The sequence below is a fragment of the Comamonas sp. B21-038 genome (genome assembly GCF_022387135.1).
GTDB lineage: Bacteria > Pseudomonadota > Gammaproteobacteria > Burkholderiales > Burkholderiaceae_C > Comamonas > Comamonas sediminis.
This window is the reverse complement of the sequence record NZ_CP092462.1, coordinates 4,913,329-4,928,213: the sequence shown is the minus strand read 5'-3', so window position 1 is coordinate 4,928,213 and position 14,885 is coordinate 4,913,329. Positions and strand designations below refer to the sequence as shown.

At 66.1% G+C, this 14,885-nt stretch carries 15 protein-coding genes; 7 read left to right on the top strand and 8 right to left on the bottom strand.

Going from position 1 to position 14,885, the window contains the following annotated elements; all coding sequences use genetic code 11:
* Positions 1-208: 208 nt before the first annotated feature.
* From MJ205_RS22455 to MJ205_RS22425, 7 genes are all read left to right on the top strand, one after another.
* Complete coding sequence (locus MJ205_RS22455) at positions 209-622, top strand: hypothetical protein (protein WP_239810441.1); 414 nt, start codon at positions 209-211, stop codon at positions 620-622.
* Positions 623-740: 118 nt separating this feature from the next.
* Positions 741-1,040: a hypothetical protein gene (locus MJ205_RS22450; protein ID WP_239810440.1), complete on the top strand. Its 300-nt coding sequence runs from the start codon at positions 741-743 to the stop codon at positions 1,038-1,040.
* A 162-nt stretch (positions 1,041-1,202) separates the two neighbouring features.
* Entirely contained in the window at positions 1,203-1,538 is a 336-nt protein-coding gene (locus tag MJ205_RS22445) for a hypothetical protein (protein WP_239810439.1), read from the top strand.
* Positions 1,539-1,682: 144 nt separating this feature from the next.
* Entirely contained in the window at positions 1,683-3,347 is a 1,665-nt protein-coding gene (locus MJ205_RS22440) for a DUF4384 domain-containing protein (RefSeq protein WP_239810438.1), read from the top strand.
* Entirely contained in the window at positions 3,344-4,582 is a 1,239-nt protein-coding gene (locus MJ205_RS22435) for a tetratricopeptide repeat protein (RefSeq protein ID WP_239810437.1), read from the top strand. Before MJ205_RS22440 ends, MJ205_RS22435 begins: the two co-directional genes overlap by 4 nt.
* 17 nt (positions 4,583-4,599) lie before the next feature.
* Positions 4,600-5,169, top strand: a complete 570-nt coding sequence (locus MJ205_RS22430; RefSeq protein WP_239810436.1) for a pentapeptide repeat-containing protein — start codon at positions 4,600-4,602, stop codon at positions 5,167-5,169.
* A gap of 59 nt (positions 5,170-5,228) precedes the next feature.
* The gene (locus MJ205_RS22425) at positions 5,229-6,074 is read left to right on the top strand and encodes a ChaN family lipoprotein (RefSeq protein ID WP_239810435.1); all 846 of its coding nucleotides are present in this window, start codon (positions 5,229-5,231) and stop codon (positions 6,072-6,074) included.
* A gap of 20 nt (positions 6,075-6,094) precedes the next feature.
* On the opposite strand, the gene garD is transcribed toward MJ205_RS22425, so the two are convergent.
* From garD to MJ205_RS22385, 8 genes are all read right to left on the bottom strand, one after another.
* The gene (garD, locus tag MJ205_RS22420; protein ID WP_239810434.1) at positions 6,095-7,666 is read right to left on the bottom strand and encodes a galactarate dehydratase; all 1,572 of its coding nucleotides are present in this window, start codon (positions 7,664-7,666) and stop codon (positions 6,095-6,097) included.
* Between the two features lie 82 nt (positions 7,667-7,748).
* Positions 7,749-8,750 carry a Bug family tripartite tricarboxylate transporter substrate binding protein gene (locus MJ205_RS22415; protein WP_239810433.1) on the bottom strand — a complete coding sequence of 334 codons (1,002 nt, stop codon included), beginning with the start codon at positions 8,748-8,750 and terminating at the stop codon, positions 7,749-7,751.
* A 49-nt stretch (positions 8,751-8,799) separates the two neighbouring features.
* A complete protein-coding gene (locus MJ205_RS22410; RefSeq protein ID WP_239810432.1) occupies positions 8,800-10,095 on the bottom strand; it encodes a glucarate dehydratase family protein in 1,296 nt (431 codons plus the stop codon).
* A gap of 55 nt (positions 10,096-10,150) precedes the next feature.
* Positions 10,151-11,446: a TRAP transporter large permease gene (locus tag MJ205_RS22405; RefSeq protein WP_239810431.1), complete on the bottom strand. Its 1,296-nt coding sequence runs from the start codon at positions 11,444-11,446 to the stop codon at positions 10,151-10,153.
* A 10-nt stretch (positions 11,447-11,456) separates the two neighbouring features.
* Positions 11,457-11,939: a TRAP transporter small permease gene (locus MJ205_RS22400; protein ID WP_021025003.1), complete on the bottom strand. Its 483-nt coding sequence runs from the start codon at positions 11,937-11,939 to the stop codon at positions 11,457-11,459.
* Between the two features lie 98 nt (positions 11,940-12,037).
* The gene (locus MJ205_RS22395) at positions 12,038-13,003 is read right to left on the bottom strand and encodes a TRAP transporter substrate-binding protein (RefSeq protein WP_239810430.1); all 966 of its coding nucleotides are present in this window, start codon (positions 13,001-13,003) and stop codon (positions 12,038-12,040) included.
* A gap of 80 nt (positions 13,004-13,083) precedes the next feature.
* Positions 13,084-14,004, bottom strand: coding sequence for an SMP-30/gluconolactonase/LRE family protein (locus tag MJ205_RS22390; protein WP_239810429.1), 921 nt, complete (start codon positions 14,002-14,004; stop codon positions 13,084-13,086).
* Entirely contained in the window at positions 14,001-14,834 is an 834-nt protein-coding gene (locus tag MJ205_RS22385; RefSeq protein WP_239810428.1) for an NAD-dependent epimerase/dehydratase family protein, read from the bottom strand. Before MJ205_RS22385 ends, MJ205_RS22390 begins: the two co-directional genes overlap by 4 nt.
* Between the last annotated feature and the right edge of the window lie 51 nt (positions 14,835-14,885).

The following is a 14,885-nucleotide window of genomic DNA, read 5'->3' as shown; positions in this document are numbered from 1 at the left end:
CTATGAGCCTATATGTAATCTGGCTGTTACGACCATATTGATTTTCTATAGGCATCATCTAAAAATCAAATTCATCTGCTACTAAATATTTCTTGTGTCATGAAATATTCATGATTCACCCGGTTTCAACTCGTCATTTCTGCGCGCCCGACTGCAGTTAAAAACACGCCTTAGCAAGTTTTCGTCTATCGGCAAGGAGTAACTGACCATGGGCCATCAATCCATCACACGCACTGCGCAGGCATGGGTCCGCGCACTGGCACCGCAGCGGCATCTGCTGCTGTGCGTGGGCTGGGGGCTGAGCGCCTCGGTATTCGCCCAGAACAACCAGCAGGTGGTGGTCAATGGCGGCATCGTCAATATCTCCGGCCCGGCAGCCCATGCGGTGATGAATATCTCGTCCAACAAGAACATCACCCATATCCGCGGCAACAACCAGGTGACTTCGGTCAATGGCGTGGTCGCGAACATGGCCAGTTTCGGAGCCTATAGCGAATTGAATATTGCGTCGCGCAACGGCGGCGTTGGCAGCGGCAGCCAGGTCGTCTCGGTCGGCGGGCCTGTGGTCAACCAGGCCACCGGCACTGGCATGCGCAGCGTAGTGAACATTGGCGGGCGGTAGCAGGGCGCCATGCGACCGCACGCCGGTGAACGGTTCGGTTTCTCCGCCACGGGGAGCTGACTGCAGAGGTGCATACCCAAGAAGTGCACCATATTCTTTCAGTAACGAGGAGATTTTTATGAAGAAGTTTTTAGCAGTTCTGGTTTCGGTTTCCGCTATGGCCATGTCTGCGCAAGCGGAAGTGAAGATCAAGGGCAACAATGACCAGAAGGTCACCGTGAAAAACGGCGCAGTCGCCAATATGGCGATTGGCGCTGGTGCCACCGCCAAGCAGAATCTGGCCTCCAACAAGGGCAACGTCAATATCGGCGGCAATAACAAGCAGGAAGTCTCGGTCACCAACGGTGCTGTCGCCAATATGGCCATCGGCGCGATGACCAAGGCCGAGCAAAATCTGGCGTCCAACGACGGCAAGTAATCCCCCTTTCCCACCTGCTGGCCACCGCATGCGCCCAAAGCCATACGCTGGTCAGCCCCTCAAAAAAAAGATCCTCTGCAGAGCCTTTGCCCCGGGAATCGATGCGGCCGCGTCCCCACCCTGGCAGAACGTTGTGCAGAGGGTCCCTCAAGGAGACTGCGCATGAAAGCCAGCTATGTCGGGGCCTGTGTCCTGGCCCTGTTATGCGCCGCCGCGCAGGCGCAGCAAAAACCGCCCGCCGGCCGCAGCGGCCTCGATCCGGCCTCGCGCAACAAGGTGAGCAACGCGATGGCCCGCAACTACCTGACGGAGCAGGATTCGCGATCGGCGATCGAGCGGGAAATGGTCACCGGCCCTTCGGGCAAGAACTGCAACACCAATGTGGGTGCCGCCCCGCAGATCCAGGAAGGCACTGCCGGGATCGGAAACCGGTATGGCGCAGGCAACGCCGACCAGGTCACCGTCGTGCGGGGCTCCGTGATCAACATCTGCAAATAAACACGAATAAACACGATGGCAGCCACGCCGGAGCGCCGGGCTCGGGCACATGCACTGCCGGGCCAGGGAGCCCGGCAGGGCGCTGGCCGCAGCGGCAGCAGCGCTGCGGATGCAGCTCCACCATCGCCATAAAGAATAAACACCATGCATCTTTCATCGATTCGCCGCCTGGCTGTGGCGCCTTGCGTGCTGGCCTTGTCGGCCTGCAGCATCCAGCCCACGCTGTCCGACCGCAAGGACATCATTGAAAAGGGCATCACCGAACAAGCGCCGCTGGTCACCCCGACCAAATCCGCATCGGCGATGCGCGAGGGCCTGGCCTGCATGGACCGCATGCTCGCGGCCGAGCAGGTGCCCTCGACGCTGGTGGCGGTCAAGAGCATCCCGGACCCGTCGGGCCTGTTCTCCACCGGCACCAAGGAGATGGTGATCACTGCGCTGTCGCGCATGTCGCGCACCAGCCAGGCGTTCCGGGTGGTGGACTACGAAGTCGATGCGCTCAAGCAGGACACCGTGCAGACGATGACCAGCCTGCTGCTCAACAACGGCCAGATCGAGCTGCGCAAGCCGCAGATCTACGTGTCGGGCGCCATCAGCTTTGGCGACAAGACGGTGGTCTCCAAGCGCAGCAGCCTGGGGGTCTCCACCGCCAATACCGACACCGGCTACAGCTGGGACTTGCTGGGCACCGTGGTGGGGCTGGATCTGCATCTGGGCGACATGAACTCCCGCACGCTCTACCCGGGTCTGGACTCGGCCAACGAGCTGGTCGTCGCCACCGGCGGCCGCTCGGTCGAGATCGGCGGCCGCGCCACCGGCCTGCCCAAGCACATCTACCGCCTGGGCGTGCAGTACGAAGTCGCCGCCGACGTGAACCAGGGCGCAGGCGCAGCGGTGCGCCTGCTGGTCGATCTGGCCACCATCGAGCTGGTGGGCAAATGGGCCAAGGTACCGTACTGGGAATGCATCGACTACGAGCAGAACCATCCCGAGTTCAAGCGCCAGATGCGCACCTGGTTCGATGAACAGGGCCCGGCAGACCGCATCAACCTGGCCCAGCGCGTGCTGCGGGCCGAAGGCGCCTGGAACGGCCCCATCGATGGCAACGACTCCACCGCACTGCGCAATGCGCTGGCGCTCTACCAGGCCTCGCTGGACCTGACCCCTGTGGGCACCGTCAACTTCGAGACCTACATGGGCCTGCTGCGCCTGTATGCCGGCATGTCGGCCGATGACAAGATCGCCTCCAGCTACTCGCCGCAAAGCGATGAACTCAAGCCGCGCCCCCACGGCCTGCCCGACAACGAGCCGACCAGCGATGCGCTGACCCTGTCGCTGCTCGGCCACAAGGAATTGGCATCGCAGCTGCCCATCGGCACCTCGGTGGTGCTGCGCGTGGCGCCCGCCCGCACCGGCTTCCTCTACTGCTACTACCAGGATGCCGCCCAGGTGGTCACCCAGGTCTATCCCAATCCGCAGCAGCAGGCCGTGGTGGCCCAGGGCCGCATCGGGCTGATGGTGCCCGATGTATCGCAGGCCAACTCCTTTCTGATCGAGACCGCCCGCCCCGGTGTGGAGCAGGTGTACTGCGCACAGACGGTGAAACCGCTGACTGGCCGCGTGCCGGTGGCCCTCACCCAGGCCCAGCTCGCGCCGATCGAGGGCGTGACCAGCATCGAGGCGGTGCAGCAGCAGATTGCCGCACAGACCGGTGTCATCGCGCAGTCGCAGCTGCGCTGGGAAGTCGAAGGCCCCGTGGCTGCCGCCGCCACCCCGCCCGCCGCCGCACGCAGCGGCAAGAAGCCATGAGCCGCCTTGCAGCCACCGGCCGCCGTGCCGGACTCGTGGCGCTGACCGGCAGCCTGCTGCTGCATGCCTGCGCCAGCTGGGCAGCGATTGTGCTGCCCTCGGCAGGTGCTGGCGATGCCGGCACGGCCGCCAGCAGCAGCGCTGCACCAGCAGCGCCTGCCGCGCCGGGCTCATCGATACGCGTGCCTGCCCCGCGCAGTGATGCCAGCCTGCAGGCGCTGCGCAGGCAGGCGCAGGAAGGCGAGGTCAGCGCCCAGTTCGAGCTGGGCATGTACTACTACCACAATGCCGGTCTGCCCCAAGCCGGTGCGCAGGCCCGCCAATGGCTGGGCCAGGCCGCAGCACAAGGCGATGCACGCGCGATGGCCGCGCTGGGCTACATGCTGGGTACGGGCACCGGCGGTGTGCGCGATGTGCCCACTGGCCGCCAATGGCTGCAGCGCGCGGCCGATGCGCGCCTGGCGAAAGCCACCTACCTGCTGTCCCTGGTCGAGCGCCGGGTGACCGGCCCCAGGGCCATGCAGCAGTCGCGCCTGCTGTTGGAACAGGCTGCGCGCGATGGCGATGCCATGGCGCTCAACGACCTGGCCGTCGAGCGCGAGCTCGAAGGGCGCATGAACGAAGCCAAGGAGCTGTACGCCCAGGCGCAGGCCGGCGGCAGCCAGACGGCAGCACAGAACCTGGCCCGCATCGCCAGCTACCAGCGCGCCAGCACCTCCGAGCAATTGGGCCGCCTGCGTGCGCGCGCCGATGAAGGCAATGCCAATGCGCTGCTGGAGCTGGCCTACCGCTACCACCTGGGGCGCGGCGTGCAGCGCAATTTCGCCACCGCGATCCAGTACTACCGGCGCGCCGCCGATGCAGGCTCTCCCAAGGCGCGCGAGTTTCTGGCGCTGATCTTCAGCCGCAGCAACGAGAAGCAGCCGGTGATCGACGAAGCCTGGATGCAGGAGCTGGCCGCACGCATCAACGCCGTCGCCCTGCAGGTTGAGGAAAAGCACCCCAGCGCGCCGCCGGATCGCCCCCAGCGCGTGGCCGACCCGCTGGCGCAGCTGAGCCAGCAGCCCTTTGCCTGGCCAGAGCCGCCCGCCGCCGATGGCGATGCGGCGACGGATACCAACACACCGCCGCTCTCGCAGGAGCAGGTGGTGCCGAACGAGGAGCGTCCCGCTCCCGGGCATGCCCAAGGCATGCAGCCCTCCAACCTGAGTCACAACGCGCCGCTCACCGAGTAGCGCAAGAAAGGACAAGCATGCAACAAACCAACATCAAGCAGGCCCTGGCCGTGCTGACCCTGGGCCTGGCCGCTGGCGGCGTCTGGGCGCAAGGCGCCGTCATCTCCGCCCCCGGCGTCGATGTGCGTGGCGGCAGCCAGGGCGCCTCGGTCACCGTCAACGGTGCCGTCGTCAATGCGGCCTCGGGCCGTGGCGCCGTGGCCGAGACGAATATCCCCGGCCGCAGCAGCACCGTGCACGGTGGTGCCGGCGGCGCAGCCGTCGTCGTCGAAGGCCAGGGCAAGTCCTCCACCACCGTGCGCAGCCAAAAGCGCAGCGGCGGCGGCAGCAACCAGGCCCATGTGAACGCCAACATGTCGGGCTCCAACCTGCCCCAGGCCAACTTTGCCGGCCACAGCTTCACCAATGTGGACCTGTCCAACTCCAACCTGCAGGGCGCCAACTTCCAGGGCGCCGAGCTGGTCAATGTCAGCCTGGACAACTCCAACCTGGCCGGCGCCAACCTGAGCGGCGCCACCCTGGTCAATGTGTCGATGGACGGCGCGCTGACCACCGGCGCGATCTGGACCAACGGCCAGCGCCGCTAAGTACGCATTCGCCAACCCTTCAAGCCCCCAGGCCGCTGGCCAGCCACTACCATGCGCGAATGGAGCACATACAACCCATTCGCCCTGGTGGCTGGTTGCCCGGCCTGTTGGGCTGGGCGCTGCTGGCCGGTTGCGCCAGCCAGGCGCCGCAAAGCCCCGCCCCGGCCAACGCCGAGATGGACCGGTCTACGATGTCGCTGGCCGAGGCACCCGATGTGCTGCTGCTGGGCGAGCAGCACGATGCCGCCGCGCACCAGCAGTGGCAGCGGGCCACGGTAGCGCATTGGGCTGCAAGACGGCAATTGGCCGCCGTGGTGCTGGAGATGGCCGACGCCGGCCACAGCACCCAGGGCCTGGCCCCCAGTGCCAGCGACGCGCAGGTGCAACAGGCGCTGGCCTGGAATGACAAGGGCTGGCCTTGGCGCCACTACGGCCCCGTGGTGATGGCGGCCGTGCAGGCGGGGGTGCCCGTGTTGGGCGGCAACCTGCCACGCGCGCAGATGCGCGAGGTGATGCAGCAAACCCGCTGGGACAGCCACCTGCCCGCGGCGGCATGGCAGCGCCAGCTCGACGCGATGGCCGATGGCCACTGCGGCCTGCTGCCCAACCACCAGCTGGCCCCGATGGCGCGCATCCAGCTGGCCAAGGACGAAAGCATGGCCAGCACCGCCACGGCCCAGCTGCAGCCGGGCAAGACCGTGCTGCTGATCGCCGGTCGCGGCCATGTGCTGCGCAGCACCGGCATCCCCACCTGGCTGCCTGCGGGCACCCGTTCGGTCGTGGCGATTGGCCAGGCGGGCAACCAGGCCCAGGCCGATGCGGCGGACCGCGACTGGGTGCACAGCACCCCGGCGCTGCCGGCCGAGGACCACTGCGCCGCGCTGCGCGAGAAGTGGAAGCAGTAAGCGCGTCAGCGCCCCGCGCTTCAGGTCACCGGTGCGGGGTTGAACAGCACCAGCGCATTGTGCAGCTGCCATTGCTCGGCCCAGGTCTTCCTGCGGCCGCTGGCCACCTCCAGTATCAGGCGGAACATCTCCCAGCCCATCTCCTCGATGGTCGCTTCGCCATCGGCAATGCGCCCGGCGTTCACGTCCATCAGGTCATGCCAGCGGCGCGCCAGATCGCTGCGCGTGGCCACCTTGATCACCGGCACCTGCGCCAGCCCATACGGCGTGCCGCGCCCGGTGGTGAACACATGCAGGTTCATGCCGGCGGCCAGTTGCAAGGTGCCGCAGATGAAGTCGCTCGCGGGCGTGGCCGCATAGACCAGGCCGCGCTGGATACCGCGCTCGGCCAGCCGTTGGCCGGGTGACAGCACGCCAGTGATCGGCGCGGTGCCGCTCTTGATGATCGAGCCCATCGCCTTTTCCACGATGTTGGACAGGCCGCCTTTCTTGTTGCCCGGCGTGGTGTTGGCGCTGCGGTCCACCTTGCCCTTGTCCAGGTAGGCGTCGTACCAGGCCATCTCGTCGATCATGGCCTGCGCCACCTCGGGGCTGGAGGCGCGTGAGGTCAGCTGGTCAATGCCATCGCGCACCTCGGTCACTTCGCTGAACATCACCGTGGCACCGGCGCGCACCAGCAGATCGGTGCAAAAGCCGACGGCCGGGTTGGCGGTGACGCCGCTGAACGCATCGCTGCCGCCGCACTGCACGCCCACCACCAGGGCACTGGCCGGCACCGTCTCGCGCCGGCGCTGGTTCAGCCGCGCCAGGTGCGCCTCGGCCCGCGTCATGATCGACTGCACCATCGACATGAAGCCCACATGGGCCTCGTCCTGCAGGCAGACCACATCGAGCTCGGGCGCGCGCTCGTCGGCGATCGGGAAGGAGCCCGGCGGCAGCAGGCGCTCGGGCTGCAGCTTTTCGCAGCCCAGGCTCACGACCATCACCTCGCCGCCAAAGTTCGGGTTGTGGCTGATGTTGCGCAGGGTGCGCTGCGGTATGTCGGCACCCACCGCATCAATCGCCACGCCACAGCCATAGCTGTGCTCCAGCCCGACGACATCGTCGACATGCGGGTAGCGCGGCAGCAGCTCGGCCTTGATGCGGCGCACTGCAAAATCCAGTACCCCAGCCACGCACTGCACCGTGGTGGTGATGGCCAGGATATTGCGCGTGCCCACCGTGCCATCGGCATTGCGGTAGCCCTCGAAGGTATAGCCGTCCAGCGGCGGCAGATCGGGCGCTGGCACGGTGGCGATCGGCAGGCCTTCGAGCGAGCGGGCCTCGGGCATCTGCAGCAGGCGCTCATGCACCCAGCTGCCCGCCGCGATGGCCTGGCGCGCATAGCCGATGACCACGTTGTAGCGGCGCACAGCCGCGCCCTGCGCAATGTCCACCAAGGCCACCTTGTGGGCCTGCGGCACCTGCTCGACCAGGCGCAGGCCCGAAGGCAGCACAGTGCCGGCGGGCAGACCGCCGTCATTGGCGATGATCGCGACGTTGTCCGCCGCATGCATGGAAATCGAAAGGGGGGTCGTTCTGGCTTGTGTCATATCCAATACTCTCTGGCGCGGTGCGGGCGCGGCCGCTGCACCGCGCACCTGTCCTCCAAGGTGACAGGCCGGCTGCACTGTGTCAATCGGCCTTGATGCCGGCGGCCTGGATCACCTGCGCCCATTTGGCCACCTCGGCCTTCTGGAACTCGGCCAACTCGGCCGGCGTCATCGTCGAGGGCTGCATGCCAAAGGCCTTCAGGCGGGCCTGCACCTCGGGCGTGGCGACGATTTTCATGATCTCGGCATGCAGGCGGTCCACCACCGGCTTGGGCGTGCCCGCAGGCGCAAACACCGCTTGCCAGGAGCCCATGTCAAAGCCTTTTTCACCGCCCTCGGCAATGGTGGGCACATCGGGCAGGGATTCCAGGCGCTTGGAGCTGGTCACCGCAATCGGGCGCAGCTTGCCGGCCTGGATATGCGGGCCCACGACCAGGGCCGTGTCAAACATCATGTCCACCTGGCCGCCGATGACATCCTGCACTGCCGGGCCGCTGCCCTTGTAGGGCACATGGGTGAACTTGACCCCGGTCTGGTAGGCCAGCAGCTCCAGCGCCATGTGGTTGGAGGTGCCGCTGCCCGGCGAGGCCGAGGTCAGCCCGCCACTGGCGGCCTTGGCCTTGCTGCCGGCCATCACATCGGCCAGGGTCTTGTAGGGGCTGGAGGCGGGCACCACCAGCACCAGCGGGCCCGAGCCCAGCATCGCGACCGGCGTGAAGGACTTGACCGGGTCGTAGTCGAGCTTGGAGTAGAGGCTGATATTGATCGCATGCGAGCTGATCGTGCCGCCCAGGATGGTGTAGCCATCGGGCGCCGCACGCGCGGCCAGGGCCGAGCCCACGCTGCCGCCGGCCCCGCCCTTGTTCTCGATGACCATCGGCGTGCCCAGCGCCTTGCCCAGCGGCTGGGCCACCACGCGCGCCAGCGTATCGGTATTGCCACCGGGCGGAAACGGCACCAGATAGGTGATGGATTTGCCGGTGGGCCAGCTGCTTTGCGCCAGCGCGGATGTGCTGGCCAGGCTGGCGCCCAGCATCAGCGCGCTGGCCGCGAGCGAGCTTTGGATCAGGGTTCTGCGTTGCATGGAGGTCTCCTTGGTTTGTAATCGTCGAAAGCAATGCACGCGGCGTGGCTCAGAAACGCGGCTGCCTGCCGTCAAAGCCCGGGTCGTACTTGCGCATCTGGCCCAGGTCATCGCGGTTGCGGATACCGCAGTCCAGGTAGTTGTCATGCAGGCGCGCCAGCGCATGGCGGTCCAGCCGCACACCCAGGCCGGGCGTTGTCGGCACACGCAGGCTTCCGGCTTCGAACTGCAGGCGCCCGCCTTCGATGACCTCCTCGTCCTGCCAGGGGTAGTGGGTGTCGCAGGCATAGGTGAGCAGCGGCACGCTGGCGCACAGATGCGTCATCGCCACCAGGCTGATGCCCAAATGCGAGTTGCTGTGCATCGACAGGCCCAGGTCAAACGTGCGGCACAGGGTGGACAGGCGTTGCGTCGCGCGCAGACCGCCCCAGTAGTGGTGGTCGCTCAGCACAATCTTCACCGGGCAGCCCATCTCGGCATTGCGCCGGAACTCGGCAAAATCGGTCACCACCATATTGGTGGCCAGCGGCACCTCGCAGGCGCGGGCCACGGCCGCCATGCCGTCCAGCCCGGGCGCCGGGTCTTCGTAGTACTCCAGCACACCGCGCAGCTTCTCGACAATGCGCAGGCTGGTCTCCACTGTCCAGTTGGCATTCGGATCAATGCGTAAAGGCAGGCCGGGAAAGGCCTCGGCCAAAGCCAGGATGCCGGCGGCCTCCTCATCGGGCGGCAAGGCCCCGGCCTTCAACTTGATGCTCTGGAAGCCGTACTGGCCCATCATGCGCTGCGCCTGCGCCACCAGCTGCTGCGGGGTCAGCGCCTCGCCCCAGGCATCGGGCGCATAGGGCTGGCCGGCATGCTCGGCGTACTTGTAGAACAAATAGGCCGAGAACGGCACGCTGCTGCGCGCCGCGCCTCCCAGCAGATCGACCACCGGCGCATTCGCCATCTGGCCTTGCAGATCGAGCATGGCCACCTCAAAGGCGCTGACCACCTTGGCCACCGTTTTCGACACATGGGTGCCCGGCGCCAGCGATACCTGCTGGCCCAGGAATTCCGAGGCCGTCTGCACCGGTGGTGCCACCAGCGCGGCCACCCGCTGCTCCATCTCGTTGAGCGCCCAGGGCGACAGCCCCACCAGTGCCGGCGCCGCCTTGGCCAGCGCATCGAGCATCGGCTCGTCGCCATAGCTCTCGTTGATCCCCACCAGGCCCGAGGCGGTCTCGATCTCGATGATGGAGCGCAGCGCCCAGGGTTCATGGATGCCGGCAGCGTTGAGCAGCGGCGGATCGCGGAAGGCAATCGGCGTGATGCGGATGTGGCGAATGGCGTGCGAGGTACTCATCGTGAAAGCGCAGAAGCAAGCAGAAGGGGTGAAGGGGCTGCGAGGCGGGGAGCGCTTAGCGCACCGTCATGAAAATCTGCGGCAGCCAGGTGGTGAAGGCCGGAACAAAGGTCACCAGGCCCAGCGCAAAGATCAGCGCGCCATAGAACGGCCAGATGGTGCGCATGACGGTACCCACCGACACGCCGCCAATGGCACAGCCGACAAACTGCGTCGTGCCCACCGGCGGGGTGTTCAAGCCCAGCGCGCAGTTGATGAGCAGCACAATGCCGAACTGCACCGAGCTCATGCCGTAGTGCTGGGCAATCGGCAGGAAGATGGGCGTGCACAGCAAGATGGTGGCAGCCATGTCGAGGAAGGTGCCGAGCAGGAACAGGATGATGTTGATCAGCAGGAACACCATCCAGGGCGTGGTGGTCACCTGGGCCAGCATCTGGCCGGTGAGCTCGGCCACGCCGTAGAGACTGATCAGGTAGCCAAAGGTGCTGGAGATGCCGATCAGCAGCAGGATGATGCCGGTGTTGCGCACCGCCTTGGACGCCGCCTTGACAAAGTGCGCCCAGCTGAGCGACCGGTAGACAAACACCGTCAGCGCCAGTGCATACAGCACGGCCACGACGGCCGATTCGGTGGCCGTGAACACGCCCGACAGAATGCCGCCCAGAATCAGCACCACGACAAACAGGCCCGGCAGCGCCGCTGCCAGGCTGCAGCCCACGACCTGCCAGCCGGGGAAGGTGCCCGCCGGGTAGCCCCGGCGGCGTGCCACCCAGTAGGCCGCGCCCAGGTTGCTCAGGGTCAGGATGATGGCCGGGATGATGGCCGCCAGGATCAGCGCCGCAATCGACACCTTGCCGCTGGCTGCCAGCGCATAGATGATGATGTTGTGGCTGGTCGGCATCAGCGCGCCCACCAGGGCCGCATGCGTGGTCACGTTGACGGCGTAGTCAGCGTGGTAGCCCTCCTTCTTCATCATCGGGATCATCACCGCGCCCATTGCCGAGACATCGGCCACCGGCGAGCCCGAGACGCCGCCAAACAAGGTGCAGGCCACCACATTGGACATGCCCAGCCCGCCGCGCACATGGCCGATCAGCGCCCGCGCAAAGTTGACGATGCGGTCGGCAATGCCCCCGTGCAGCATCAGCTCACCGGCAAAGATGAAGAACGGAATCGCCAGGAAGGAGAACACCCCCATGCCGGCGGTCATCTGTTGAAAACCCACCTCCAGCGGCAGCCCCTCGTAGGCCAGGGTGGCCAGCGCAGACAGGCCAATGGAGAAGGCCACCGGCACGCCCAGCAGCAGCAGGACGGCAAAGCTCAGGCTCAGAATCAGCAAGGCTGTGGTCATCGCCGCGCTCCTAGTTGGGCTGCACTTCGCGGCCTTGCGCGAGTGCGATCAGGTGTTCAATGGAAAACAGCACGATCAGGCTGCCGGCAAGAATGGCGGGCACATATTTCCAGCCCTCGGACACGCCCAGCGTCGGCAGGCGGTAGTCCCAGACCGATTCGGCCAGCGACGCGCAGCCATAGGCCATCGCCGCGCCGAACAGCAGAATCAGCGCATGGATCAGAAACTCCATCTTGGTGCGCAGCCAGTCCGGCGCCAGCACCAGCAGCGATTCCAGCCCGATATGGCCGCTGTCGCGCACGCCCACGGCGACGCCGAACATGGTCACGTAGAGCACCAGCAACAGCGACAGGCTCTCGGCCCAGGTCGGCGTGTTGTTGAGCACATAGCGGCCAAACACCTGCCAGCTGACGGCAGCGATCAACAGCATCAGGCCGGCAATACCCAGCCACATGCACAAGCGCGACAAGGCGCTGCAAATCTTGGTAAACATCGTGGTGCCCGAGCAGCCCGGGGCGCACAGCCCCGGGCGATGGTTGCAAGGAGCCAGCACCCGGCGGGCACTGGCATTGGCGTTGGATCAGCGGTGGATCAAGGCGTGTCTTGCGCGCGCTTGACCAGGTCCTTCAGCTTGGCATCGGTGATGAACTTGTCGTACACCGGACGCATCGCCGCCTGGAACGGGGCCTTGTCCACCTCGATGATCTCGGCGCCGCCGGCCTTCACGACCTCGAGCGACTTGGCCTCGCGCTCGGCCCACTGCTTGCGCATGTACGGCACCGATTCCTTGGCGGCCTGGCGCACCCAGCCCTGCTCCTCGGGCGAGAGCCTGTCAAAGGTCCGTTTGGAGAACAGCAAGATCTCGGGCGCCATCGAGTGCTCGGTCTTGCTGAAGTACTTGGCGACTTCGAACGAGCGCGAGCTCTCGAAGGTCGGGTAGTTGTTCTCGGCTGCATCGATGAGGCCGGTCTTCAGCCCGGTGTAGACCTCGCCCATCGGCATCGGCGTCGCATTGGCGCCCATGGCCTCGAGCATGCTCACCCACAGATCGGACTGCTGCACGCGCACCTTCATGCCCTTCATGTCGGCCAGGCTCTTGACCGGCCGCTTGGCGGTGAACATCGAGCGCGCGCCGCTGTCGTAAAAGCCCAGGCCGACAAAGCCCTGCTTCTCGCAGGCTTTGAGGATCTCCTCGCCCACGGGGCCATCGAGCACCTTGTGCATATGCTCCACCGAGCGGAACAGGAAGGGCATCGTGGGCACCACGGTCTCGTTGCAGACATTGTTCATCGCGCCGACATTGACCCGCACCATCGCCAGCGCACCGATCTTGGCCTGCTCGATGGTTTCCTTCTCGCCCCCCAGCGCCCCGTTCGGGTAGACGCGGATACTGTGCTTGCCGCCTGACAGCGCCTTGAGGCGCTCGCCCATGAACTTCACCGCCTGCACGGTCGGGTAGTCGTCCGGGTGGATATCCGATGAACGAAATTCGGTGGCCTGCGCGCCGAGCGCCAGCAGACCAGCAGCCAGTGCTGCACTGATAGTGGAAAGTCGCATTTGTCTACCTCGTTATCTCTATGGTTGGGGAACATGCCCGGATGGTTTCCGGATCTCTGGGTCACACACACCTCGCCTGTTTACAGGGGCCGAAATTCCGTCTCCTCCATTCCTGGTACGCCGGGGCGCAGCGCAAACAGGCCACCGGCCAGCGGCTGGTCCGACAGATCGATGCCGTCTGGCCGTATCGATGTGACATAGAGCACATCCAGGCCCGGGCCGCCAAAGGCGCACATGGCCGGCTTCTTGACCGGCAACGGCAGCGAGCGGTCCAGTTGCCCATCGGGCCGGAAGCGGTGCACCAGGCCGGCGTCATTGCCGCAGATCCAGTAACAGCCCTCGGCATCGATGGCCGCGCCATCGGGCCGGCCCGGCAGGCTGGTCATGTCGACAAACAGGCGGCGGTTGCGGGGGGTACCGCTGGCGGTGTCGTAGTCAAAGGCCCAGATCTGCTGGCTGCGGGGGTGCGAGTCCGACAAGTACATGGTCCGGCCATCGGGGCTGAAGGCCAGGCCGTTGGGCGTGATCAGCGGGCCCAGTTGCAGATCCTGCGCGCGGCCTGCTGCCAGGTCATCGGCGCCAAAGCGGTAGACCCGGCCCACCGGCTGCGCCGCCGCCATGTCCATCAGCATGCTGCCGGCCACCAGGCGGCCCTGGCGGTCACAGCGCCCGTCGTTGAAGCGCATGCCGGGCATCGCGTGGCCGACGGTGGCCAGCGCCTGGATACGGGCCTCGCCATGGCGGTCACCATCGCCCAAGGTCACCTGGTAAATGCCATCTTCCAAACCGGCAATCCAGCGCCGCGGCTCGCCCTGCCAGGGGGCCATGCAGGCCAGCATCTGTGGCAGCTGCCATTGCGTGGCGGCGCCTTGCCCGGGCTGCCAGCGCTGCAGCAGGCCCCTCGGTATGTCGGCCCAGTACAGCGCAGCCTCCTGCGCCCGCCACACGGGGCTTTCGCCGGTGGCGTTGCGGGCATCGATGACCAGCTCGGCGGCTGTCATGCAGGCTGCTCCGGCGTATCGCCAAAGGGGCCCTGGGCGGTGAAGGCGCCGCCCTGGTAGACGGCGACCGGGTCGTTGGCGGCAGGGGCGGGTTGCGCCTCCACCTTGGCGCGCCAGGGCTCGGAGCTGTCCTTGGGCACAAAGCCCAGGTGGGCGGCGGCATGGTTGTCCCACCACAGATCGCGGTTGGCCGATGCGCCATAGACGACGGTATGGCCGACGTTGGGGGTGAACAGGCTTTTCTCCACCAGCTGCACCAGATCGTCATAGCTCAGCCAGCTGTGCATCATGCGCCGGTCCTTGGGCTCGGGGAAGGACGAGCCAATGCGTATGCTCACCGTCTCGATGCCATAGCGGTCAAAGTAAAAACTCGCCATGTCCTCGCCAAAGGACTTGGACAGGCCATAGTAGCCATCGGGGCGGCGGCGCGCGTTGGCGTCGATCTTTTCGCTCTGCTTGTAAAAGCCGATCACATGGTTGGAGCTGGCAAACACGATGCGCTTCACACCATGGCGGCGCGCGGCCTCGTAGAGGTGGAAGATGCCTTTGATATTGGCCTCCAGCACCTCTTCAAAAGGCCGCTCCACCGATACACCGCCCAGGTGCACGATGGCGTCGCAACCGGCCACCATCGCATCCACCGCCTGCTTGTCGGCCAGGTCGCAGGGGACGACTTCTTCTTGCGCATCCAGCGGCGCGCCCATGCCGGCGATATCGGACACGCGCAAGACGGGCGCCAGGCCACGCAGGCGCTGGCGCAGCACCCGGCCCAGGCCGCCGGCCGCGCCGGTCAACAGCAAGCGTTGCAGCGGAGGTGTTTGTACCTGCATGTGCTGCTCCTTTTCCATAAAAAAAGGCGCTTGTGAAAAGCGCCTTGGGTG

Bases quoted from the DNA above. Each gene is read 5' to 3' on its own strand.
- MJ205_RS22455 (WP_239810441.1), top strand. From the start codon at position 209: ATGGGCCATCAATCCATCACACGCACTGCGCAGGCATGGGTCCGCGCA.
- MJ205_RS22430 (WP_239810436.1), top strand. From the start codon at position 4,600: ATGCAACAAACCAACATCAAGCAGGCCCTGGCCGTGCTGACCCTGGGC.
- MJ205_RS22415 (WP_239810433.1), bottom strand. From the start codon at position 8,750: ATGCAACGCAGAACCCTGATCCAAAGCTCGCTCGCGGCCAGCGCGCTG.
- garD (WP_239810434.1), bottom strand. From the start codon at position 7,666: ATGACACAAGCCAGAACGACCCCCCTTTCGATTTCCATGCATGCGGCG.
- MJ205_RS22450 (WP_239810440.1), top strand. From the start codon at position 741: ATGAAGAAGTTTTTAGCAGTTCTGGTTTCGGTTTCCGCTATGGCCATG.
- MJ205_RS22445 (WP_239810439.1), top strand. From the start codon at position 1,203: ATGAAAGCCAGCTATGTCGGGGCCTGTGTCCTGGCCCTGTTATGCGCC.
- MJ205_RS22400 (WP_021025003.1), bottom strand. From the start codon at position 11,939: ATGTTTACCAAGATTTGCAGCGCCTTGTCGCGCTTGTGCATGTGGCTG.
- MJ205_RS22385 (WP_239810428.1), bottom strand. From the start codon at position 14,834: ATGCAGGTACAAACACCTCCGCTGCAACGCTTGCTGTTGACCGGCGCG.
- MJ205_RS22395 (WP_239810430.1), bottom strand. From the start codon at position 13,003: ATGCGACTTTCCACTATCAGTGCAGCACTGGCTGCTGGTCTGCTGGCG.
- MJ205_RS22405 (WP_239810431.1), bottom strand. From the start codon at position 11,446: ATGACCACAGCCTTGCTGATTCTGAGCCTGAGCTTTGCCGTCCTGCTG.
- MJ205_RS22440 (WP_239810438.1), top strand. From the start codon at position 1,683: ATGCATCTTTCATCGATTCGCCGCCTGGCTGTGGCGCCTTGCGTGCTG.
- MJ205_RS22425 (WP_239810435.1), top strand. From the start codon at position 5,229: ATGGAGCACATACAACCCATTCGCCCTGGTGGCTGGTTGCCCGGCCTG.
- MJ205_RS22435 (WP_239810437.1), top strand. From the start codon at position 3,344: ATGAGCCGCCTTGCAGCCACCGGCCGCCGTGCCGGACTCGTGGCGCTG.
- MJ205_RS22390 (WP_239810429.1), bottom strand. From the start codon at position 14,004: ATGACAGCCGCCGAGCTGGTCATCGATGCCCGCAACGCCACCGGCGAA.
- MJ205_RS22410 (WP_239810432.1), bottom strand. From the start codon at position 10,095: ATGAGTACCTCGCACGCCATTCGCCACATCCGCATCACGCCGATTGCC.